Source organism: Gilliamella sp. B3783, from assembly GCF_026536125.1.
Lineage (GTDB): Bacteria > Pseudomonadota > Gammaproteobacteria > Enterobacterales > Orbaceae > Gilliamella.
This window is the reverse complement of sequence record NZ_JAFNOU010000009.1, coordinates 70,055-93,385: the sequence shown is the minus strand read 5'-3', so window position 1 is coordinate 93,385 and position 23,331 is coordinate 70,055. Positions and strand designations below refer to the sequence as shown.

The following is a 23,331-nucleotide window of genomic DNA, read 5'->3' as shown; positions in this document are numbered from 1 at the left end:
GTTTGGCAAAAACAGTAAAGCGTGCTTATGTCTGTAATGATTGTGGTGCTGACTATCCTCGTTGGCAAGGTCAATGTAGCGCTTGTCATGCATGGAATACTATTACGGAAGTTAGATTAGCCAGCACTTCATCACGTAATGATCGATTATCCGGTTATGCCGGTGGTGCAGGACAAACTAAAATCCAAAAATTATCTGAAATTAGTTTGGAAGCGCTACCAAGATTTTCAACTGGATTTTCTGAATTTGACCGCGTACTTGGTGGTGGGGTTGTCCCTGGCAGTGCTATTTTAATTGGTGGTAATCCCGGAGCAGGCAAAAGTACGTTATTACTGCAAACCATGAGCAAACTGTCTACGCTAATGAACACGCTGTATGTAACTGGTGAAGAATCATTGCAACAAGTTGCTATGCGTGCACATCGATTAGGATTACCCACCGATAACATCAATATGCTGTCTGAAACCAGCATTGAACAAATTTGTTTACTGGCAGAACAGTCACAACCTAAATTAATGGTTATTGACTCTATTCAAGTTATGCATCTTGCTGATATTCAATCTTCACCCGGTAGCGTCGCCCAAGTGCGTGAAACCGCTGCTTATTTAACTCGTTTTGCCAAAACTAAAGGTATTGCCATTATTATGGTTGGTCATGTGACTAAAGATGGATCACTAGCTGGACCAAAAGTGCTTGAGCACTGTATCGACTGCTCAGTTTTATTAGATGGTGATGCCGATTCTCGCTTTAGAACACTACGTAGTCATAAAAATCGTTTTGGTGCGGTCAACGAGTTAGGTGTATTTGCCATGACAGAACAGGGTCTGAAAGAGGTGAGTAACCCATCAGCAATCTTTTTAAGTCGCGGTGATGAAATGTTACCCGGTAGCTCTGTTATGGTGCTATGGGAAGGAACAAGACCTTTATTGGTTGAAATTCAAGCCCTTGTTGATCACTCAATGTATGGTAATCCAAGACGAGTTACTGTAGGGCTAGAGCAAAACCGATTAGCACTATTACTTGCTGTTTTACATCGTCATGGTGGGTTACAAATGGCCGATCAGGATATTTTTGTTAACGTTGTTGGCGGGGTAAAAGTGACCGAAACTAGTGCCGATTTAGCATTAATTGCTGCATTAGTATCGAGTTTTCGTAATCGCCCATTACCGCAAGATATGGTGATTTTTGGCGAGATTGGTTTAGGCGGCGAAATACGCCCAGTACCGAGTGGACAAGAACGAATTGCTGAGGCTGCAAAACATGGTTTTAAAAAAGCGATTGTACCTTTTGCCAATATGCCTAAAAAGAGGCCTGAAAATATGCAAGTTTTTGGCGTAAAAAAAGTCTCAGAAGCGTTAGATATTTTAAATGATTTTTGACCGTTAGGTTAATTAAAACAATGGTCTACCGACATCTTAATTAGATAACAATCCAGAGTTGTTGGTAGATTTGTTGATTACAAATAAAGTCATTATTGAACTAATTTATCAGCCACTTTAACACTAACAACTAATCCCTAGATGTGATGATTACTCTTTTTAAATGTTAAAGTGACCTATAAATTATGTTTTTTTATTTTATTGGCTCAGTTAATAACAGATTTCGTAACAAGGTTTATAAGCAGTACCACCAGGTAACTTCATACGGTCTTGTTTAACAAAACTACGCAGTAAATTATCAAGTTGTGTCATGATCTCTCTATCGCCTTGCAATTTATAGGGGCCATGCTCGGCAATCTGTTTCATACCAAACTCTTTTACATTACCTGCAACAATACCAGAAAACGCTCGGCGCAAATCAGCAGCTAATAATTCAACTGGCTGATCTTTATGTAAATTGAGCGAAGCCATGTTTTCGTGTATTGGCTCAAATGGGTGTTGTAGCGATTCATCTATTTTTAATAGCCAGTTAAAGCCGTAAGCATCGCCAGTAGCTAAACGCGAAGCCTTCACTTGTTTTACCCCTTCTTTCATTATACGAGCAACTTGTTCTGGCGAATCAATGACAATTTGATAAAGTTTAGTTGCTTCATCACCTAAGGTATTGCGAATAAAACTATCAATCGCAGCAAAGTAGTCTTCGCACTCTTTGGGACCGGTTAAAATAAGAGGGAGTGCTTGATGTTTATTCTCTGGATTGAGCATAATACCTAAAATATAAAGCAATTCTTCGGCAGTGCCAGGCCCACCTGGAAAAATAATAATACCATGGGCAATACGTACAAAGGCTTCGAGTCGTTTTTCGATATCTGGCATAATAATGAGTTCGTTAACTAACGCATTTGGTGGTTCTGCCGCGATAATTGATGGTTCGGTTAGACCGATAAAACGGCTGTCTTTATAACGTTGTTGAGCATGACCAACAGCAGCCCCTTTCATTGGCGCTTCCATAATGCCTGGTCCACAGCCAGTGCAAATATTAAGCTCACGCAAACCAAGTTGCATTCCTACTTGTCTGGCATAGTAATATTCACTTTCGTTAATTGAATGGCCACCCCAACAAACAACCAGATTGGGCTCTTCGCCGACATGTAATGCGTTAGCATTACGTAAAATAGAGAAAACCAGATTGGTGATATAAAATGAGTGATCTCTATCCAATTTAACATTAGACACTAATTGTTTAACGGCACTGATTTGGCTATTTAAAAAGAGAATATCGCGCAGTACAGCAAAAAGATTGGCTTGAATAGAGCGAATCATTCGTTTATCGACAAAAGCACTTTCGGGCGCATCAATCAACTCTAATTTCACCCCGCGTTCTTTACTAATTACATTAATTTCGAACGATTTAAATCTATCTAATAACTCTTTGGTACTATCGGTTTTACTACCCGCATTAAGGGTCGCTAAAGAACAATTTCTAAATAATTGATAAAGCTCACTATTAGCAGATTTTTTTAACATATCAACTTCAGCTTGCGCAAGCAAATCCATTGATCCTAACGGGCTAATATGGGTAATCATTACCACCTCCATTTGACGGTTTTATCGACAAAAAATCATTATATATTCAACCAGAACTTTTAATAAGTAAAGTTAAGAATAATATAATATTCTAATAAATTGATATATCCTAAAAGGTATAAGTAATATTGATATAAATTAGATTTTTATACTATGATGATTAAATTATCAATTACATAGATTAAGCCATAAGGAAATGTGACAATTATGAAAAAAGATTTTTGTTTACTTAAAGGCACTGTCAGTAAATTGAGAAATTGATAAATTAGTTAAGCACTACCTAAAACTTCATAAAGATGGTATGCGGTGGGTTTATCTTTATCGTCATGCTCCATCTATTCCAAATTACATTACAGTTATCAATACCTAAAATGGCAATGACTAGCACGAATCAATAATTTGAGTACTAAATTGTTATTTATTATGTTGATATTGATTAATTGTTCATAGTCAAAAAATCGAGTCTATGCTAGACTAAAACAAACTCTGAAGCTATTTTACCTAAGTGAATTTTTAGTTTCATATGGTAACTTAGCCGCGGTATAGCGCAGAAATGGCTATGCTTCCCGATTTGGATAAGGTGTTTGTTATATATGCAATTAATGGATAATTATCAGCGTCGATTTCAGTATCTACGCTTGTCGATTACCGAACTGTGTAATTTTCAGTGTCAATACTGTTTACCCAATGGTTATCGCCCGAATAAAGATCATCACTTCTTAACGCTCAATGAGATCGATAATATTGTATCGACCTTTACTGAACTTGGTGTGCATAAAATTCGTTTAACTGGTGGAGAGCCGACCTTACGTCGAGATTTTATCGATATTTTATCAATGATCGCTTCTTATCCTAGTGTTCGCGATGTGGCGGTGACAACTAATGGTTCGCGTTTATTGAAAAATGTGCATCATTGGCATCAAGCTGGACTGAGTTCGATTAATATTAGTATTGATAGTTTTTCACCCCATTTATTTAAATTAATTACAGGTCAAGATAAACTTAAAGAACTATTGCAAGGGGTGGAAAAATCATTAGAAGTAGGTATTAAAAAAGTTAAAATTAATACTGTATTAATGAAAAATATGAATGATAAATTGAGCGATTATTTAGCTTGGATAAAACAGCGTCCGATAGAGTTACGTTTTATTGAACTTATGGAAACCGGTGAAAGCCAAGACCTTTTTAATCGTTATCATTTAGCGGGTCACTCCATTGAATTACAGCTCATTGAACAAGGTTGGCAGTTACAGCCTAAACAAGCTTTATCTGGTCCAGCTAAAGTTTATTTTCATCCTCAATACTTGGGTAAAATTGGTTTGATTATGCCTTATTCAAAAGATTTTTGTAAAAGTTGTAATCGCTTAAGGGTCTCTTCAATCGGTAAACTGCATTATTGTTTATTTGGTGATGCCGCAGTAGATTTGCGTGATTTGCTGGCTAGTTCTGAACAAAAAGCACAATTAAAAGCACGAATTTTAGCCTCACTAATGATAAAACCTGAAAAACATCTATTGCACCAACATAAAGTTGGTATTACGCCGAATTTATCCTACATTGGTGGATAATGGCTTATTTTGTTTCGGTATTAATGCGAGATTCCAATGGCTGATTGCCCAATCAAGTAGCTGTTGCTGAGTTGCATCTTGCCAATCAAGCGGTAAAGGTTGACCTAAAAATTGTAATGCTTGCGCAGTGATTGATTGAGTATTGCTAAGTTCAATGGCTTTAGCGTGATTTTGTTTAGATAATTTATTGCCATTATTATCCAGCACTAAAGGCAGGTGGCAGTAGCTGGGAACGTTAAAACCAAAAAGCTGATAAAGTGATATTTGTTTACCAGTAACGGGCAATAAATCTGCGCCGCGGACAATTTCGGTGATGCCTTGTTGATGGTCATCGAGTACCACTACTAAATTATAAGCAAATAAACCATCTTTGCGATGAATAATAAAATCTTCATTCGCATTTATTGCTGCAATTTTTTGTAAACCTAGAATTTTATCCGTGAACTCAAAAATAGGGTGATTTTGCTTTAAACGTATCGCATATGGTTGATCATCCTTTAGCGTTAAGTGTTGTTGGCGGCAAAAACCATCATAAAATCCGTTAGGCAATAACTGTATTCGTTGTCTTGTGCAATTACAATAGTAGGCTTGTTGGTTTTGTAGTAACTGGTTTAATGCAGCTCGGTAGCGTTCACTGCATGCGGACTGATAAAGGACGTGGTCATCCCAATATAAGTTGAGTGCGTCTAACGTTTTTAATATTAAGGATGATGCACCTTTTACTTCTCTTGGCGGATCGATATCTTCAATTCGAACGAGCCACTTACCATGCTTTGATTTTGCTTGTAAATAGCTACCTAAGGCGGTCACCAACGAACCAAAATGTAAAGGTCCGGATGGTGACGGTGCAAAGCGACCAATATAGCGCTTAGACATAGTTGTTAAATAGTGAGTTTTAACAAATAGGTTTACATACCCATCTGTTTTTCGCGAAGTTCAGCAAGTGTTTTACAATCGATGCATAAATCAGCCGTAGGTCTTGCCTCTAAGCGACGAATGCCAATTTCTACGCCACAAGACTCACAATAACCAAAATCATCGGTTTCGATTTTCTTTAATGTTTTCTCAATTTTCTTGATCAGTTTTCGTTCTCTATCACGAGCACGTAATTCCAGGCTAAATTCTTCTTCTTGAGTTGCTCGGTCAGCTGGATCTGGAAAATTTGCAGCTTCATCTTGCATGTGTGAAACAGTTTTTCCCATTTCACCTTGTAATTGAGCAAGCCACGCTTCTAAGATGAGTTTGAAATGCTTCAATTGCTTAGGATTCATATACTCCTCGTCTTTGGCCTCTTTATAAGGCTCAAGTCCCGCAATTGAAAGCAGGCTTAGAGAAGATGTATTTACTTTTTGTTCCTTTTTCACAGCAATCCCCTTAAGTACAGATTATTTGCAAGCGGTAAACTATAGCAATAAATTAGCCGTTGGCAAATTTTTTTTAATTTTTTTTTGCTTAAATCGAAATAAAATGTGACAACTCTATGTTATTAATCGAAATAATCAATTATCCCACTTTTTTAATCCATTTTCGGGGCATTTCTTGACTAAGTCATACAAGTTATCGTTATCAGGTAAGACTAAGTCTGGAGCGATATCAAATAAGGGATAAAGAACAAATTCTCTTTTTTTCATATGGTAATGTGGAATGGTTAATCGTTCAGTGTTCATGATTAACTCATCATATAACAAAATATCAAGATCTAACGTTCTTGCTCCCCAACGATTTTCTTTGCGAACGCGCCCTTGTGATTGTTCAATCGATTGTAATTGATCCAACAATTCAATGGGTGATAAGGACGTTGATAGCTTAATTACGGCATTAAGATAATCATTTTGATCCTGAGGACCTAGCGGTTTACTCCGGTAAAAAGGTGAAACATCGACAACATGAGTCTTGGGTAATTGTTTTAAAGCTGTAATAGCCTGTTTTGCTTGCGCAAGGGGATCTTGTAAATTACTTCCTAAGGCAATATAACAAATTGACATAATAAAACTTGCTAGTTTCTGATATGGATAACTCAAAGGTGATTTAGTTTAACATATAAAATTTTACTCAAGAAAGCCTATATCAATGCAACTGTATAATCTAATGATTTTTAGTTATAAAAATATAATTTTATAATCTTTAATTTATTACTGGTTATCGGTTATTTTAATGAGTAAGTAAATCAAACCGTTTTAATGAGCAGCGAATGAATTTAGGCAAACAGTTAAGTTGTTTAATAAAAAATACACCGCTAATTACTGATCCTCACACAATTGAGTGTGCGATTAATGGTGTGATTGATTATTTTGCATGTAGTTTACAAGCGCATGATGATAGTGATGCACAAAAGCTCTTAGCGTGGATAGAGGATGAAGGTGGGCATGCCCGATCTTGGCTGGTTGGGCAAAAAAAATTGGCAACAGCACGCCAGGCTGCCTTATTTAATGGCTATCAAGCGCACTGCTTAGATTATGATGATGTGCATGCTGATGTGCGAGGACATCCTTCGGCTGTTATTTTATCGGCACTGTTTGCCAGTATTCGATTAGACAACCGAAACGCGATTGATCTGAATGGACACCGGTTTTTAACCGCGTATATTATTGGTGTTGAAGTCATGGCTTTATTAGGTAAAAGCGTCAATCCACAGCATTATGAAAAAGGTTGGCATACAACTATTACGCTCGGGGCAATGGCAGCAACGGCAGCAATTTGTTATTTGTATGATATGCCTTTTATATCTCAAGCATTAGCGTTAGCAGTAACTCAAGCGTCAGGAATGCGCTTACTCATGGGCACACCGATTAAATTTTTACATGCAGGATTAGCGGCTCAACAGGCGATCCAGTCTATTTCATGGTTAAGTATTGGGATATCGGCTGATAAAGATTTTCTCGATGACAAATTAGGGTTTCTAGCGGTTTATGGGCAAGGTAATGGTAATTTTAGATTAAATCAATGGGGCAAAAGTTGGAAGATCGCTAACCCTGGATTATGGTTTAAGACTTATTCTTACTGTTCTGCAGCTGCATATATAGCTGATGCGGGACAATTACTGTTTCAGCATCCACAATTTAATTGTCATGATATATCTCATATCACAATTTTCTTTGCACCACCGAACAGTGATGCCGCGCTAATTTATTCATCACCAACCCTAGCGGAACAGGGGCGATTTTCTGCTGAATATATTTTAGCGTTAACGCTATTGGGGATCCCACTTGATTTTGAACAATTTTCCTCAAATCCTATACCAAAGAATATCCATAAATTGATGCAAAAAATGCAACGTACCTATCAAACTCAAGATAGCTGTCAGATAGATGTTACCGCACAACTAGGCGCTTATACTGGACGCTATGTTGTGGTAGAGATTCATTTTAATTCTGGAAATACAATTTGTCAGCGGATTGATAGCCCTAAAGGTTCCCCAAACAATCCCTATACCAAGCTTGAGATGCAGTTAAAATTAAAAAAAGCAGTAGGGAACGAACAAAAAGCCGATAATTTAGTGAAAGATATCTATCAATTGGCTACAGGACTAAGCGTTGACCAATTTGTTAAACGACATTGGTTAACGCTTTAACCCTTTAAGCGATAGAATGATTTCTGACTTTTATTCAATGAACAAGGTATTCACTAAATTTCGAAATTAATATCGTCGCTTAATTGACGCAAAAAGCGTTGCGTGAGGGCATGTTGTGGATTATCGATAACAGATTTAGCCACACCTTCTTCTATAATGATACCATTTGCCATAAAAATGATACGATCAGCGACATATTTGGCGAATTCCATTTCGTGCGTGACAATGATCATGGTAATGTTTTCTTTAGCAAGTTGTAACATGACTTGTAATACTTCGTGTACCCGCTCAGGATCGAGCGCTGATGTAGGTTCATCAAATAATAGTACTTTGGGCCTCACCGCTAATGCTCGAGCAATGGCAACCCGCTGTTGTTGACCTCCGGATAAAGTACTTGGGTACTGATTTGCGTATTCGAGCATGCCTACATGGGTTAATAGTGATATGCCAAGCTCTTTAGCCTGATTTTTATTCATTTTTTTACCCACCCTAAGTGGGTAGGTAATATTTTCTAACGCTGTTTTATTTTTAAATAAATTATAGTGTTGAAATACCATGGAAGATTGTTTACGTAAATTGCTTTCATCTTTATGGCTGTACTGATTACAATTAAGAACAACCTCACCGATACGAATTGTACCTGTATTGGGTTTTTCCAGTAAATTTAAACAACGTAATAATGTTGATTTTCCTGAACCAGAAGGACCAATAATAGCGACAACTTCGCCTTGTTTTACCTGCAAGTTAATATCTTTTAGCACTTCATTATCAGCAAACCGTTTAGATAAATGAGATACAGAAATCATTCCTTTGCTCCTTAACGATGATAGGGCTTGGTGAGTTTACGTTCTAACTGTTTTTGTATCCAAGAATAAGCAACAACAGTTAGCCAATAGACAATACCCACCGCTAAGTAGGTTTCAAAATAAAGAAAAGAGTTTGCCGTTAACATCTTCCCTGCGGCAAGTAATTCTTGCACACCAACAAAAAAAGCCACGGATGAATCTTTAAGTAAAGAGATAAACATATTACCAGTATTTGGCAGAGCGTTGACCATAGCTTGTGGCAATATTATGCCTCGATAAACTTGAAAGATACTTAAACCTGATGTAAGTCCTGCCTCTTTTTGACCAATATCGACTGATGTTAATCCTGCCCGAAAAATTTCGGCTAAATACGCTGAATATTTTAGGCTAAAGCAGATAATGGCCGCTGTAGTTGCGCCCATCTGTTTTAATGCAGGAAAAATTTGGGGTAAGCCATAATAGATAATAAATAGTAAAACAACTGAAGGGATCCCTCGAAATAGCGAAATAAACAGCGAAAAAATCGAATCGACAATAACAATGTTATTGTTTCTTACTAGTGCGATAGCGAGTCCTAAAACAATGGCGAAAATAATCGATACGATAGAAATAAAGAGTGTTACTGGCAAATAAGGTAAAATCTGCGGGAACACACCTAAAAAATAGTCTATGTTAAAATTCATGAGGTAATATCTTCGCCAAAATATTTAATTGATAGATTTTTCAATGTACCATTTGCACGTAATTTTTCTAAAGCTTGATTGAATTTTTCACGTAGTGCTTTACCTTTTTCATCTTTACTAAATGGGAACGCTACTTGTTCGATAGTTATTGGTTCACCGACTAATTTAAACGGTAAATTTTTTCGTTTAATTTCAGCAAGTAAAATTGGTTTAGAATTTACATAACCGTCAACACGCTGATATTCAGTGTCATACATTGCGCCGTCTCTTGTTTCGTAAGTTTTAATTGTGACTTCATTATTTGGGAATGCTTTTTTCAAATTGTTAATGTGATTTGAACCCAGCACGCCAGCAATAGTTTTACCCTTAAAATCAGAAAGAGTATTAATGGTTTGATTATCTTTATGTGTAACTATTTGGCTACCATAAAAGCTGTAAGCATTGGAAAAATCGTATTTGGCTTGACGGGCCGGCGTTATTGCAACAGCATTGGCAATGGTATCTAATCGCCCTGAATCGAACTGCCCCATTAAGCCACCGAATTCAGCAATGACCCATTCAACTTGATAGCCTAACTCGTTAGCAATCGCTTGTGTCACTTCCACATCAAAACCAATTAACTTGCCGTCTTGTTTGAAGCCATTTGGATAGCTTTGTCCTGTCGAGCCAACTTTAATGACCTTTTGTTCTGTTGCTTGATTGGTCGCTTTATCATCACAACCAACTAGTAACGTCAAGCTTGCAAATAATACGGCCGATACTATCGTTTTTATTGTTCTCATCGTTAATTACTCCTTGATTTCCATTGAGTATAATTTTTATGATTAAGTATTTTTTCAAAATAAAGTGTAGTGTGATCTGGTGTTAAGTCAGCTTGACCAATCGGACGATAACCTTTATTGATATAAATTTGTGCTAACCAAGGATGATTTTGTGCAGTACCTAATGTAACCGCAGGTAATTTTAATTGATTGATTAAAATTTGATTTTCTACCCAGTCCCATAATGCATTGCCATAGCCTTGACCTTTATATTGGGGATTGGTTGCAAACCAGCCTAAATGGGGTAAGCCATAAGGTCCAGGATTATTACCCCAAGGAAAGCGAATACTCAACGTTGATACTAATTCGCTATCTTTTTCAGTAACATACACCGCATTCGATTCAATATGATCGGCAATGGTAAATCGGTCAACAGTCGCAGCGGCAAAATGAATGCCTAATTGACTGACTGCCTGATAGGCATTGTGTAATAACGTTTGATAAGCAGGAATATCATCATAAGTCATCAAGCGAAAAATCATATTAACACTCCGCTTTTATCCGCATAATCAATCACTTGCTGGACTTTTTCGGATGCTGATCCTAAGTAATTAATTGGATTTAACCAGTTTTCAAGCTCAGTATCGGTAAATTCTTGGTTCAAGTTGGGATCTTCTAATAATACCGCTTTAAAGGGGCGATGCTGTTCAAAAGCCTTCATTGCATTTTGATAAACTAAATGATGTGCTGTCTGTTTACCTAACCGTTTACCGATTTCAAACATGACCTTCTCTGACAGTAATAAGCCATTTTGTAATGACAAATTGGTGAGCATTTGTTCGGCATTGACTTTTAAACCTTTCAAAACAGCTAATGCTGTTTGTAATTGTGCAGAAATATAAAGGTTAATTTCAGGCAGGGCGATCCACTCAGCTCGCCAGCTCATGGCGTCACGTTCATGTTCAACTTTCATTGATTCATGAATTAGCGCCACACTTTTTAATAATGGCGCCGTTAAGCTGGCAAGACCTTCTAGTGCTGCTGGATTGCGTTTATGTGGCATGGTCGTTGAGCCAATTTTTCCGTCTGAAAAAGGCTCTTCTACCTCATTAATTTCAGTACGCATTAAATTATAAAATTCATTACCAATTTTACCGAGTGTGCCGCTGATTAAGGCGATGACTGATGCGTATTCTGAAAACCGATCACGCGCGGCTTGCCAGCCAATATTCGGAGTATTAAGACCGAGTAAGGTTAATGCCTGCTGTTCAATTTTCGGCCCTAGCTCACCCATTGATGCATAGGTACAAATTGCGCCACTGATATTACCGACCAGTACTCGTTGTTTAATTTCATTTAACCGTTGTAAGTGGCGAACAAACTCATCTAACCAAACTGCAAGCTTAAAGCCAAACGTTGTTGGAAGTGCTTGCATACCATGAGTACGCCCAACCATCGGTAAATATTGATATTGTTTGGCTAACCGTTTGAGTTCATTCGCGATCAGTTTGGTATCACGCTCAATTATTGCAAATGATTGTTTTAGTTGTAAAACTGTCGCCGTATCAACAATATCTTGGGTCGTTGCGCCATAATGAATAAATTGACCTGCTTCGCCGACTTGTTTTTGCAGTGCATTGATAGTTGACATTAAGGAGTGTTTGGCTTTAGCGGCTTCATCGGCTATTTGTTCAATAGATAGTTGAGAAGCATCGGCTTTTTCAATAATTGCATCAGCAACCTCGCGAGGTATCACACCCAGTTCACCTTGTGCTTGCGCCAGGGCGACTTCAACTTGTACTTGTTTTTCTAAACGATGTTGTTCTGACCAAATGGCGCGCATTTCACTCGTGCCAAAATTATTACCTAAAATCAAAAAATCTATAACGTGTGATGCCACTAAATCACCCTCAATAATTATTCTCTACTCTGTTTAATAATTATTCATAATAATTCGATCATCGTCTAATAATCAGTTTGTCTATTGTTATAACTAAAAGGAATATCGTGTTATGTGTTGTAGTGGAGAAGATATTTTAAGAAGCAATATTGTGAATAATGGCACGATAATTATGGATGGATGTTATACAATGCCTTAAAAGGTCAGAAAATAGTGCTATCAAGCCGCTATATTTTCAGTAATATGGTGCAGTTGCTAAAAAATCGGTAGGTGATACTAATTTTATCTTATGAAAGATTGAATTAATTCACCCCAATTTTATAGCAAAATAAATTTTATAAAACCTCTACAATTGATTCACACAGTCTTGACATGTTATCTAACGTCATGCCTGCAACGTTAATTCGTCCTGAATTGACAATATAAATGCCATAATCGTTACGCAATTTTAGTACTTGTTCTTCACTTAAACCGCTAAATGAGAACATACCATTTTGTTTAGCGATGAAACTAAAATCTTGGTTAGCGCCTTTTTCTTGTAAGGTTTTGACAAATAATTGACGCATACGGTGAATACGTTGTCGCATATTGGTTAATTCATCTATCCATTCTTCTTTTAATTCATCATTGTTTAAAATATAAGAAACGATTTTTGCACCATGCGCAGGTGGATTTGAGTAATTTGCTCGAATAATGGTTTTAACTTGGCTAAAAGCGCGATCGGCAATTTCACTATCGGCAGCAATTAAGGTAAATGCGCCAACGCGTTCGTTATACAGGCCAAAGTTTTTTGAATAAGAACTAGCAATCAGTAGTTCTGGTTGACTTTCGACAAACAACTTTAATCCGTAAACATCTTCTAAAATGCCTTGACCAAAACCTTGATAAGCCAGATCAAAAAGCGGTAACCAACCATTTTTTAAGGCTAAATCGGCAATGGCTTGCCATTGTTCTGTGGTCGGATCAATGCCTGTCGGATTATGGCAACAACCATGAAATAGCACAGCTTCACCAGCTGCAACTAGACTTAAATCACTCATCATTGCATCAAAATTAAGTTCATGGTTTTGTGGGTCATAGTAATGATATTCACGCACTTCAAGCCCTGCTGTTTGGAATACACTGCGATGATTTGGCCAAGATGGATTACTGACCCAAACTCGTTTTACTTTAGTTCGGCGTGCTAAAAAGTCGGCCATAATTCGTAATGCACCCGTTCCACCCGGCGCTTGCGCGGTTCTTGCACGTTCATTTTCACGACCAAACAGAAGTTTTTGAGTTGCTACGTTAAAAGCGTTGACACCATCAATAGGTAAATAACTTTTGGTCGTTTCATCAGTTAATAAAAAGTGTTCTGCTTTTTTTACACTTTCTAAAATAGGTGTTTTAGTTGTTTCATCTTTGTAAACACCAACGCTAAGATTAATTTTGTTAGTGCGTTCATCTTTATTATAAAGATCTGCTAATCCTAAAATGGGATCGGCGGGAGCTGCTGTTAAATTTTCAAACATAATTCACCTATCTGATCTAATGACTTTCAATGCATTATATACACATTATTTTGTAAGATACAATTTCGATAATAGTTAATTTTGTCTATTATCTATATAATTAATGCGTTATTGGTATACAATTATTGTTTAACAAGTAACAATTAATTTATTTAAAAAAGCGGTTAAATCCTGACTTAACGTTGTCAATTCTCCACTAATCAAATCCTCTTTGACGACTTCCCCTGTTAAATTATTTATTGCAATAATTTCGGTACTGTCATTGGTTGACGCAATAAAAATAGTGGGGATCCTTTTTAATTTTTTTTGTTGGGTTAGATGCGCAATTAAATTTTGTTCCAGATTCGAAAAATCATCATCATTCCAAGCTTGTATTAAGAGTAATTCAATATTGTCAAAGATTGCACTCATATTGCCAGCATATTGGCTACCATAAAAAAGATGAGCACTTGGGTGTAATTTAAGACCAACGACTTGTTCAATAATCATTAGATTTTTCGGTGGCTGTAATAAAAAAGGTTGCCAATAAACCGATAAATTTTGGGTTTTTATGATACAAGGAGAGGGCAGAGCGTGGAGTTCGTCATTGTGCGGCGCGCCATCAAATTGATGTATCCAACGTGAAGTAAATTCGACTAATGCATTTTTTTCACAATTATCCATAAAGTAAGGTGTTCTCTTTAACCATTGTTTGACAGTCATTATACTCAATCGATTTAGATATGCACTAAGCGAGTGAGCTTTGATTCTCGATTTTGCGTTATCAATCACAGAATAAAAAAACTGTAAAAATATTTCAGGTTATTATGATGTTTTAGTATAAAGTATATTGGGAATAAGCTTAGTTTTTGACTATTGACTCAACAGTATTTATAAGGCATTTAAAATAACTTGCTAACTATCTATAAAATTTGAAGTTTAATTTACTTGCTATCCTTTGCTGAAACGTTAATAATAAGACAGGATTTTTTATCCTTGTAATGCAGCAATGGCGTTAGACATTACAATTTATCAAAAATAAAATAGCGTAAGTAGAATCATTATAATTAAATAATATGTTTATTTTAAACAATCACATAAAGATTTAGTTTGTTAGCCAAGGTCGATAACCTCACTGCGGTTTGCAAATTAACCAAAGTAATAATATCGATGAATTATATGTTTAGGAATAGTTCAAAAAGTATGCAAGATTTTTGAATTCTAATGATGCCTAAAATTTTGTATAGATATTGTGTAACAGATATTGGATTCACATAAAATAATAACAAAAATAACACAACTAAAATAATGAATACCGTATCAAAATATTTAGTTAAGTACCATTAATGATCATTGTGAAAATAAGCACTTATTAATAGTAAGGTTCTACCTACAATTAATTAAGATTAATTAAGAGTGTAGAATAATGAAAAGAATGCTAATCAACGCAACCCAGCAAGAAGAGCTGCGTGTTGCTCTTGTTGATGGCCAACGCTTATATGATTTAGATATCGAAAGTCTTGGGCATGAGCAAAAAAAGGCCAATATTTATAAAGGCAAAATTACTAAAATTAATCCAAGTTTGGAAGCGGCTTTTGTTTCTTATGGTGGTGAACGTGATGGATTTTTACCCCTAAAAGAGATTGCTGATAGCTATTTCCCCTCTAATGTGACTGGTCGTCGAAGTATTAAAAATTTACAAGAAGGCCAAGAAGTTTTAATTCAAATCGAAAAAGAAATTCGTGGCAAAAAAGGTGCAGCGCTTACCACTTACATTAGTTTAGCGGGGAGTTATTTAGTTTTAATGCCAAACGATCCTCGTGCAGGTGGGGTTTCACGACGAATAGAGGGTGAAGAGCGAGCCGATTTAAAACGCATTATTGATGCGATTGAAAAACCTAAAGGTATGGGCGTTATTGCTAGAACTGCTGGTGTAGGTAAAAGCCAAGAAGAGTTACAGCAAGATTTAGATGCATTAGTTAACTATTGGACAGCGATCCAAAACGAATCGAAAAATCATCCAGCGCCGAGCCTAATTCATAAAGAAAGTGATATTATTACTCGGGCATTTCGTGATTATTTGCGTGATGATGTGGGCGATATCTTAATTGATAACCCTAAAGTGCTTGAAATTGCTAAAAAACGGCTTGTTGATTTAGGGCGAGTAGAATATGTTAGCCGATTAAAACTTTATGATGGTGATGTGCCGTTATTTAATCATTTCCAAATCGAAGGACAAATTGAATCAGCATTCCAGCGAGAAGTTCGCTTACCTTCTGGTGGTTCGATTGTTATTGATGCAACCGAAGCTTTAACCGCGATAGATATTAACTCAGCCAAATCAATCCGTGGTAGTGATATTGAAGAAACCGCGTTTAATACTAACCTTGAAGCCGCAGAGGAAATCGCCCGTCAGTTACGTTTGCGCGATTTAGGTGGGTTAATTGTTATCGATTTTATTGATATGACCCCAATTCGTAACCAACGCGAAGTTGAAAATCGTTTAAAAGAAGCGATGAAAACTGACCGTGCAAGGATTCAAACCACTCGTATTTCGCGCTTTGGTTTACTTGAAATGTCACGTCAACGTTTAAGTCCTTCATTACGAGAAGCCACGCATCATATCTGTCCTCGCTGTCAAGGGACGGGTACGGTTCGTGATAATAATTCATTATCACTTTCTATCTTGCGATTAATCCAAGAAGAGGCAATGAAGGATAATACTGTTCAGATTGATGTAATTGTTCCTGTTCCTATTGCCAGTTATTTACTTAATGAAAAACGTCGCGCCATCACTAATATTGAAAGAATGCACCCAGATGTGAAAATTGTCATAGCAGGTGATGAAGAGATGGAAACGCCACTTTATAAAGTTATTCGTAAACGAAGTGGCGAAGAGACTGATGTACTAAGTTATAATCTGCCTAAATTGATCCGTGAACTTGAAGAAGAGGAAGAAGATCAGGCAACGGAAGTGGTTGTTGAACAAGCGGTCTTATCAGGTCCTAAAGTCGAAGCTAGTACCATTACAAAAGTTAAGGTTGAAACTAAAAAAGCTGAAAATTCAGGAAGCTTTTTCGGTGGGTTATTCGGTAAGATACGCCAATTATTTGCAGGTGAAAAAGAAAAACCACAGCCAGAAGTCAAACCTCAACCGGCCAAACGACGCGATAATCAGCGTTCAAATAACAGGCGTCAACGTAATAATCGTCAAAATAATACCATCAATAACGCCAATAATGAGTTAGTGACAACGCCATCTTCTTCTGAAGCTGTAGTAAAAGAAGCGAGTAATAAAACTAATCATCGTCGAAGTAAACAAAATAGTCATGCAAATTCGGCAACTACTGTTAATGCAACGAAAGCAGATAAAGTGGCGAACGAAACAGCACCAAGTAAGCCAAAAGAGGTTAAACCAAGACGACAACAGCGCGCATTAACCAAAAGCGTTCGCGTGAAAAATGTTGAGACAATTACTCAACATCAAATTGAAAGCGGAACAACAAATGAAAGAGTCATTATTCCAACTTTATTGTTGCCAGTTATTGCCGCTGAACCAACGGATAATAATGTTATTGCTGATGTACAACCTAAACGCCAACGACGTACATCAAGGCATTTACGTATGAACGGTCAACGTAATAAGCGACGAGTTAAAAATACTGAACTTAAGCAGTCACCAATGCCGTTGCCATTTGCTGCGGCATCATTAGAATTAGCTTTAGGACGCGTATCGATTGATTATAGTCAATTGACTCAGGATGAACCTAATACTGCTGTGGCAGTGATACCTTCATTATTATTGCCGATTATTATTAAAGAAGATCAAGTAGCAAGTGATGGTGCAGTGGTTAATGATACGGTGTCAGTATCGAATCAACCTGAAGGTAATTTGCAGTTTGATTTTAATGATATCGAACAAAATACCAATGAGAGTAAATTGGATAATACAATTACGCATTCAACCGGCTACTCTTCGTCAGTGATGACAAAAGCCCCTGCACCTGATTATGTGATATCGGAAACGGGTATAAAATCACGTCAAGAAGCGGATTATCAATATCAAGGAAAAGGTAATGCTGGCGGTTTAAGTGCGCAAGATCATGCTTATGCCGCAGCAAGTAAACCGGTTATACCTGATTAATCAATCAACTAAATAAAACACGGTAATAGCTACTACCGTGTTTTATTTATACTAGCGATAAAGATAAACAATGATTATCTATATTTTCAAAAAAATAGTGACGTTTTTATTTATTATCTGCGTATTGGCTCAGATTAGCTTCTGTTTAGTCTATTTTGCGCCTAATTCAATGTTTAATTTCAATAGTCTAAGTTTTGTTGATGCCTACAGTGCTTTTTTTAAGCAATTGCTTCAAGGGCAGTTTAAATTGATAACAGGTGAAACTGTGCCGTTTTTTCATACACTGTTGGCAACATTTGAACTTTGTATTTTGGCTTTATTGGTCGCTTTGTTTGTTGGATTACCTTTAGGTATCTTTCTGGGTTTAAGCAATATTAACTGGTTAAATACCGCCATTCGTTTAGTGAGTTTATTGCTATATTCTTGCCCAATCGTTATGCTGGTTATCATTATTATGTACTTGTTATCGCCTACTTGGTCGGTATCAATGAATTTTAATGTATCACCATCTATTACTGGTACCTCTTTGTTGGATATATTAATTTCATCTAAAAAAGTCAAATTACCCGCTCTGCTTGATCAGTTGCATCATTTGTTATTGCCTATCATTATTTTAGCCATTCAACCGAGCATTATGACGATTCAGTTAGTCAGTCAAAATGTTAAAAGTACTTCACGACAAAATTATATTAAAATGGCGATTATTCGGGAGCGATCACCTTTTAAAATTTTACGTCGCCATTTGTTACCTAATTCCATTCCTGCGACAATTCCACAATTGACTTACAATACAACAACACTATTATTTTCAACGATGGTGATTGAAATTCTATTCAATCGAGTGGGATTAGGGCAATGGGTGATGATTGCTTATCATCACCATAATTATTTTATTATTTCTATTGCGATTCTTGCTTGTGGTACTGTAATAAGCCTACTCACCTTATTAGGCGATATTACGGCAATTGCTATCTATCCTTTGCGCCATAAGGAACACTATGTCTAAGGTTGCACAATTATTTAAAAACATAAAATTATGCTTTAATCGATTGCATAGTAATCTTTATTCAATTGTCGGATTTTATGGCATATTAGCTATCGCTTTTGTGGCGTTATCAACGAAGTGGTTTTTTCATGCCAATTTAAATCCTATTTATCCAACATTATTACCGCCAGCTTGGTGGGCAAATGGGGATTTGAATCATATTTTAGGTACCAATGCTAATGGGCAAGATATTTTTGATTATCTGCTTATTGGATATCGTTCCACAATATCAATGACACTAAAAGCGGTATTTTATGTGGTAGTAATTGGTGGTTTAATTAATTACCTTATGTTTTTTGTTTCGTTTATACGCCCATTTGTCATATTTATTTTTCGATTTTGTATGGTAGTTCCACCACTATTAGGTGTGATTGTCATTAGCTTATTATGGGAAGATGATATCACCAATATGTTATTTGTCGTTGGCTTATCCTATACGCCACGTTTTATTTATAATATTCATCAACGGGCGATTAATGAATGGAATAAAACTTATATCACGGCATATCGTCTTGATGGCTTATCGCCATTTTCAATTTTAAATCATTATATTTTACCTAATATTTTACCTGTATATTTGACTGAGATTGTCTCGCTATTTGGTTCAATTATTTTAGCCATAACGACTATCACTTTTTTAGGCTTTGCCAACGATCTTTCACGACCAGATTTAGGTATGATGATGTTTAAAATGAAAGATATTATTGATAGTAATTATTTAGCATTTCTAGCTCCAGGTTTAGCGGTGTCTGCGACAATTACGTTTGTTTATCTATTCAATTTTGGTTTATATGGCCGTCGAGCAGGACATTAATTATGGCTTTGTTAGATATTCGCAATTTAACCATTGAATTTATCACCCCAGATGGACTATTACGCGCGATAGATCGTGTTAATTTGAAATTATCAGAAGGTGAAATTCGTGGATTAGTGGGTGAATCGGGTTCAGGTAAAAGTCTGATTGCTAAAGCTATTTTGGGTGTGACGAATCATAATTGGAAGATTTCAGCCGATCGTTTTTATTTTAATGATATTGATTTACTTAAACTAACGACAAAGCAACGCCGCAAGGTCATTAGCGCACATATTTCGATGATATTTCAAGAACCACAATCTTGTTTAGATCCGTCTATGAAAATTGGCCAGCAATTAGTTGATGCAATTCCAAGGCGAACGTTTAAAGGACATTGGTGGCAGCGGCTATTTTGGCGCAAAAATCGTGCAGTTGAATTACTGCACCGAGTAGGGATTAAACACCATAAAGAGATATTAAAATCTTACCCGTTTGAATTAACAGAAGGTGAGTGTCAAAAAGTCATGATTGCTATTGCGTTAGCCAATCAACCTAAACTATTAATTGCGGATGAACCAACTAATGCGATGGAAGCAACCACAGAAGCGCAGATATTTAGATTACTTGCCAGTATGAATCAAAATATTGGTACGACGATTTTACTTATTAGTCATGATTTACAGATGGTCACCAGATGGACCGACCGGATCAATGTCCTTTATTGTGGGCAAACGGTTGAAATTGCTGACAGCGAAGATTTAATTAAATCGCCTTATCATCCTTATACTCAAGCTTTAATTTATGCTATTCCTGATTTTGGTAAAGCTATGCCACACAAAAGCCCATTAAATACACTTCCGGGTGTAATTCCATCACTCGAACACTTACCTATCGGTTGTCGTTTAGGTCCACGATGTCCTTATGCTCAAAAAAAATGTATTCAAGCACCTGACCTTATCTCGATAAAAGATCATTCTGTTGCTTGTCATTTTCCGTTAAATATGGATGAGTAGTTATATAAAATAGGAACAGATCATGAATCCAATACTGAAAGTGCGTAATTTATCGAAGCGTTTTAAAATACCTAAAGGCTTGTTGGGTACGCTGCTAATTAATGCTGTTAATCCGGTATCTTTTTCGTTAAATGAAGGAAAAACGTTAGCCATTATTGGGCAAAATGGATCGGGAAAATCGACGTTGGCTAAAATGTTGGTTGGTATGATAAAACCAGATAGTGGCGATATTTGGCTTGACGGTAATAAGGTTGAATATGGCGATTATCATTATCGCTGTCAACTTATTCGCATGATATTTCAACATGTTGAAAGTTCGTTTGATCCAAGATTACGCATTGGTCAATTGTTAGAAATACCTTTAAAACATAATACTAAATATAATGCTTATGAGCGTGAAAGATTAATTAGTGATGTATTAAAACAAGTTGGGTTATTACCTGAGCATGCTGCTTATTATCCTTCGGTTATGGCGGCGGGGCAAAAACAGCGAGTCGCATTAGCTAGGGCATTAATATTAAAACCTAAAGTCATTATTCTTGATGAAGCTTTGGCGGCGTTAGATATTTCAATGCGTTCTCAAATTGTTAACTTAATGTTATCACTACAAGCCGAGCATAATATTTCTTATGTTTATGTCACACAAGATATTGGTATGATGAAGCATATTAGTGATGAAATTTTAGTTATGCATAATGGGGATGTTGTTGAGTATGGTAACACAGCAGAAGTGTTAGCATCGCCGTTAAGCGATATTACCCAAAAATTAATTAATAGTTATTTTGGTGAAGCGTTAACCGCAGATAGCTGGCGAACTGATACCCGAGCTTTTTAACGTGTATTGATTTTTCTTATATCATCTTTAGCTCGATAAGCTTTCATCTATCCTATAATAACGGTTAACTATTCTCATGATTTTTTGTGAATTATGTTAGCTAATTGATTAAATAAAAATCTCGACAAATAATATAAAACACTCTATATTTAGCTATATGGATTTCTAGACGTCTATTTTAGGTGTTTAAAAATAACTCATTGTTTTTAGGAGCTTTTGTTATGCCAATTTGTATTCCTGACTCATTACCTGCGGTTGATGTATTACGTAATGAAAATGTATTTGTTATGACTTCATCTCGGGCCAATACTCAAGAAATTCGTCCACTCAAGCTTCTTTTTCTTAATTTAATGCCTAAAAAAATCGAGACTGAAAATCAATTTTTACGCTTACTTTCCAACTCATCTTTACAAGTTAATATCCAGCTATTACGTATTGATCAACGCGAATCAAAAAATACACCGGCTGAGCATTTAAATAGTTTTTATTGTGATTTTGATAATATAAAAGATCAGAATTTTGATGGGCTTATTATTACCGGTGCGCCATTAGGCAAAGTTGCATTTTCAGATGTTGTTTATTGGCCTAAATTGACTGAAATTATCAAATGGGCGAAAGATCATGTGACTTCCACCTTATTTGTTTGTTGGGCGGTACAAGCAGCGTTAAATGTTTTATATGATTTGCCAAAATTTACACGCACCCAAAAACTATCTGGGGTTTATCAGCACCAAATCGCTCAGCCTAATGCCATTTTAACACGCGGTTTTGACGATACTTTCTTAGCCCCTCATTCGCGTTATGCTGATTTTCCTGTTGATAAAATTAAACATTACACTGATTTAACCATTTTGGCAGAATCTGAGATAACCGGACCATATTTAATGGCAACAGCCGATAAACGTATGGCGTTTGTGACTGGCCATCCGGAATATGATTCTTTCACGTTAGCTAATGAATATTTTCGTGATTTAAAAGCCGGTATTAATCCACAAATACCTTATAACTATTTTCCTGACAATAATCCTGAGTTAGCCCCTAAAGCGACATGGCGTAGCCATGCTTATTTATTATTTAGTAATTGGCTGAACTATTACGTTTATCAATTAACACCATATGATTTAACCACACGTAATTTAACTATTGATGATTAAGTGAAAATAAATCATGTCTTCATTTAAAGAAATAGTAATAAATTAACTGGTTTGGTGTTAATCATTCACTATCTATGTAATGTCGTTTGATGTCTATTTTATAAATTGAATTTTTCTGTCATTGGACGGAATACGAGATGGGTAGAAAACAACTTTGATTTTTATGGGATAGCACCTTAATTAATTGGGTATTTCCGTTTTTTTACCTCGGGTCTATGCAGAAATTATCCATGATAAATCGATTGGTGAAACGCTAAATTTCCATACACCTCACTTAGGTTTCATCGCTGGCGCGTTAACTAATGGCATGAGTCAATTTGTTATCTTGTATATACCTATAGTGAAGGCAAGTAAGTTTAGTAAAATACTGCAAAAAGTCGGCGCATGGGGCAAAGGGATGATAGGTAGCCGGTGGTGTCACCGATTTTGTGGTATTTGATCCCCATTAAGAACGCTGTCAAACTCAGTACAAGAACTTCCCGAACTTCGCAACCCAAAAACTGAATATTTGGTAAGCCAAGTCAGATGACAATGTTGCAGAAGGAAGATTAAAAAAATTGTTTGAAAGGACCATTAGATAGCGCTTTTTATAAATTTTTAGC

21 protein-coding genes and 1 riboswitch are annotated in these 23,331 nt (G+C 36.4%); of the genes, 10 read left to right on the top strand and 11 right to left on the bottom strand.

Going from position 1 to position 23,331, the window contains the following annotated elements:
- Positions 1-2 precede the first annotated feature (2 nt).
- Positions 3-1,379: a DNA repair protein RadA gene (radA, locus tag J3U59_RS10230; RefSeq protein WP_267334122.1), complete on the top strand. Its 1,377-nt coding sequence runs from the start codon at positions 3-5 to the stop codon at positions 1,377-1,379.
- Between the two features lie 210 nt (positions 1,380-1,589).
- On the opposite strand, the gene ppnN is transcribed toward radA, so the two are convergent.
- Positions 1,590-2,966 (bottom strand): nucleotide 5'-monophosphate nucleosidase PpnN, encoded by a 1,377-nt coding sequence (gene ppnN, locus J3U59_RS10225; protein WP_267334123.1) that lies wholly within the window; start codon positions 2,964-2,966, stop codon positions 1,590-1,592.
- 473 nt (positions 2,967-3,439) lie between these two features.
- A riboswitch (molybdenum cofactor riboswitch) is annotated at positions 3,440-3,564 on the top strand.
- On the opposite strand from ppnN, the gene moaA reads away from it, so the two are divergent.
- The gene (gene moaA / locus J3U59_RS10220) at positions 3,560-4,534 is read left to right on the top strand and encodes a GTP 3',8-cyclase MoaA (protein ID WP_267334124.1); all 975 of its coding nucleotides are present in this window, start codon (positions 3,560-3,562) and stop codon (positions 4,532-4,534) included. Its footprint overlaps the riboswitch before it by 5 nt.
- Here the strand turns inward: moaA and gluQRS are convergent.
- From gluQRS to folK, 3 genes are all read right to left on the bottom strand, one after another.
- A complete protein-coding gene (gluQRS, locus tag J3U59_RS10215) occupies positions 4,514-5,410 on the bottom strand; it encodes a tRNA glutamyl-Q(34) synthetase GluQRS (protein ID WP_267334125.1) in 897 nt (298 codons plus the stop codon). The two genes, moaA and gluQRS, sit on opposite strands and share 21 nt — an antisense overlap.
- Before the next feature lie 32 nt (positions 5,411-5,442).
- On the bottom strand, positions 5,443-5,898 hold the full coding sequence (dksA, locus tag J3U59_RS10210) for an RNA polymerase-binding protein DksA (protein ID WP_065634076.1): 456 nt from the start codon (positions 5,896-5,898) through the stop codon (positions 5,443-5,445).
- 135 nt (positions 5,899-6,033) lie between these two features.
- On the bottom strand, positions 6,034-6,519 hold the full coding sequence (folK, locus tag J3U59_RS10205; RefSeq protein WP_267334126.1) for a 2-amino-4-hydroxy-6-hydroxymethyldihydropteridine diphosphokinase: 486 nt from the start codon (positions 6,517-6,519) through the stop codon (positions 6,034-6,036).
- 206 nt (positions 6,520-6,725) lie between these two features.
- Between folK and J3U59_RS10200 the strand changes: the two genes are divergently transcribed.
- A complete protein-coding gene (locus tag J3U59_RS10200) occupies positions 6,726-8,105 on the top strand; it encodes an MmgE/PrpD family protein (protein ID WP_267334127.1) in 1,380 nt (459 codons plus the stop codon).
- Positions 8,106-8,158: 53 nt separating this feature from the next.
- Here the strand turns inward: J3U59_RS10200 and J3U59_RS10195 are convergent, their stop codons facing one another.
- From J3U59_RS10195 to syd, 7 genes are all read right to left on the bottom strand, one after another.
- Positions 8,159-8,911 (bottom strand): amino acid ABC transporter ATP-binding protein, encoded by a 753-nt coding sequence (locus tag J3U59_RS10195; RefSeq protein WP_267334128.1) that lies wholly within the window; start codon positions 8,909-8,911, stop codon positions 8,159-8,161.
- 11 nt (positions 8,912-8,922) lie between these two features.
- Positions 8,923-9,594, bottom strand: coding sequence for an amino acid ABC transporter permease (locus J3U59_RS10190; RefSeq protein WP_267334129.1), 672 nt, complete (start codon positions 9,592-9,594; stop codon positions 8,923-8,925).
- Entirely contained in the window at positions 9,591-10,376 is a 786-nt protein-coding gene (locus tag J3U59_RS10185) for an amino acid ABC transporter substrate-binding protein (protein ID WP_267334130.1), read from the bottom strand. The genes J3U59_RS10190 and J3U59_RS10185 overlap by 4 nt, the downstream gene beginning before the upstream one ends.
- A 2-nt stretch (positions 10,377-10,378) precedes the next feature.
- On the bottom strand, positions 10,379-10,897 hold the full coding sequence (locus J3U59_RS10180) for a GNAT family N-acetyltransferase (RefSeq protein ID WP_267334131.1): 519 nt from the start codon (positions 10,895-10,897) through the stop codon (positions 10,379-10,381).
- Positions 10,894-12,255 carry an adenylosuccinate lyase gene (gene purB / locus J3U59_RS10175; RefSeq protein ID WP_267334132.1) on the bottom strand — a complete coding sequence of 454 codons (1,362 nt, stop codon included), beginning with the start codon at positions 12,253-12,255 and terminating at the stop codon, positions 10,894-10,896. Before purB ends, J3U59_RS10180 begins: the two co-directional genes overlap by 4 nt.
- Before the next feature lie 335 nt (positions 12,256-12,590).
- On the bottom strand, positions 12,591-13,766 hold the full coding sequence (locus tag J3U59_RS10170; protein ID WP_267334133.1) for an aromatic amino acid transaminase: 1,176 nt from the start codon (positions 13,764-13,766) through the stop codon (positions 12,591-12,593).
- A 129-nt stretch (positions 13,767-13,895) separates the two neighbouring features.
- Positions 13,896-14,429 (bottom strand): SecY-interacting protein, encoded by a 534-nt coding sequence (gene syd, locus J3U59_RS10165; RefSeq protein ID WP_267346536.1) that lies wholly within the window; start codon positions 14,427-14,429, stop codon positions 13,896-13,898.
- A gap of 742 nt (positions 14,430-15,171) precedes the next feature.
- Between syd and rne the strand changes: the two genes are divergently transcribed.
- The 7 genes from rne to J3U59_RS10130 all read left to right on the top strand — a co-directional run bounded on the left by rne (position 15,172) and on the right by J3U59_RS10130 (position 23,168).
- Complete coding sequence (gene rne / locus J3U59_RS10160; protein WP_267334135.1) at positions 15,172-17,889, top strand: ribonuclease E; 2,718 nt, start codon at positions 15,172-15,174, stop codon at positions 17,887-17,889.
- A 70-nt stretch (positions 17,890-17,959) separates the two neighbouring features.
- Positions 17,960-18,895: an ABC transporter permease subunit gene (locus tag J3U59_RS10155; RefSeq protein WP_267334136.1), complete on the top strand. Its 936-nt coding sequence runs from the start codon at positions 17,960-17,962 to the stop codon at positions 18,893-18,895.
- On the top strand, positions 18,888-19,748 hold the full coding sequence (locus J3U59_RS10150) for an ABC transporter permease subunit (RefSeq protein ID WP_267334137.1): 861 nt from the start codon (positions 18,888-18,890) through the stop codon (positions 19,746-19,748). The genes J3U59_RS10155 and J3U59_RS10150 overlap by 8 nt, the downstream gene beginning before the upstream one ends.
- Positions 19,749-19,750: 2 nt before the next feature.
- Positions 19,751-20,740 carry an oligopeptide/dipeptide ABC transporter ATP-binding protein gene (locus tag J3U59_RS10145; RefSeq protein ID WP_267334138.1) on the top strand — a complete coding sequence of 330 codons (990 nt, stop codon included), beginning with the start codon at positions 19,751-19,753 and terminating at the stop codon, positions 20,738-20,740.
- A 19-nt stretch (positions 20,741-20,759) separates the two neighbouring features.
- On the top strand, positions 20,760-21,575 hold the full coding sequence (locus J3U59_RS10140) for an ATP-binding cassette domain-containing protein (protein ID WP_267334191.1): 816 nt from the start codon (positions 20,760-20,762) through the stop codon (positions 21,573-21,575).
- A 221-nt stretch (positions 21,576-21,796) separates the two neighbouring features.
- Positions 21,797-22,729 (top strand): homoserine O-acetyltransferase MetA, encoded by a 933-nt coding sequence (metA, locus tag J3U59_RS10135; RefSeq protein WP_267334139.1) that lies wholly within the window; start codon positions 21,797-21,799, stop codon positions 22,727-22,729.
- Between the two features lie 184 nt (positions 22,730-22,913).
- Positions 22,914-23,168, top strand: a complete 255-nt coding sequence (locus J3U59_RS10130) for a hypothetical protein (protein WP_267334140.1) — start codon at positions 22,914-22,916, stop codon at positions 23,166-23,168.
- The last annotated feature ends 163 nt before the right edge of the window (positions 23,169-23,331 follow it).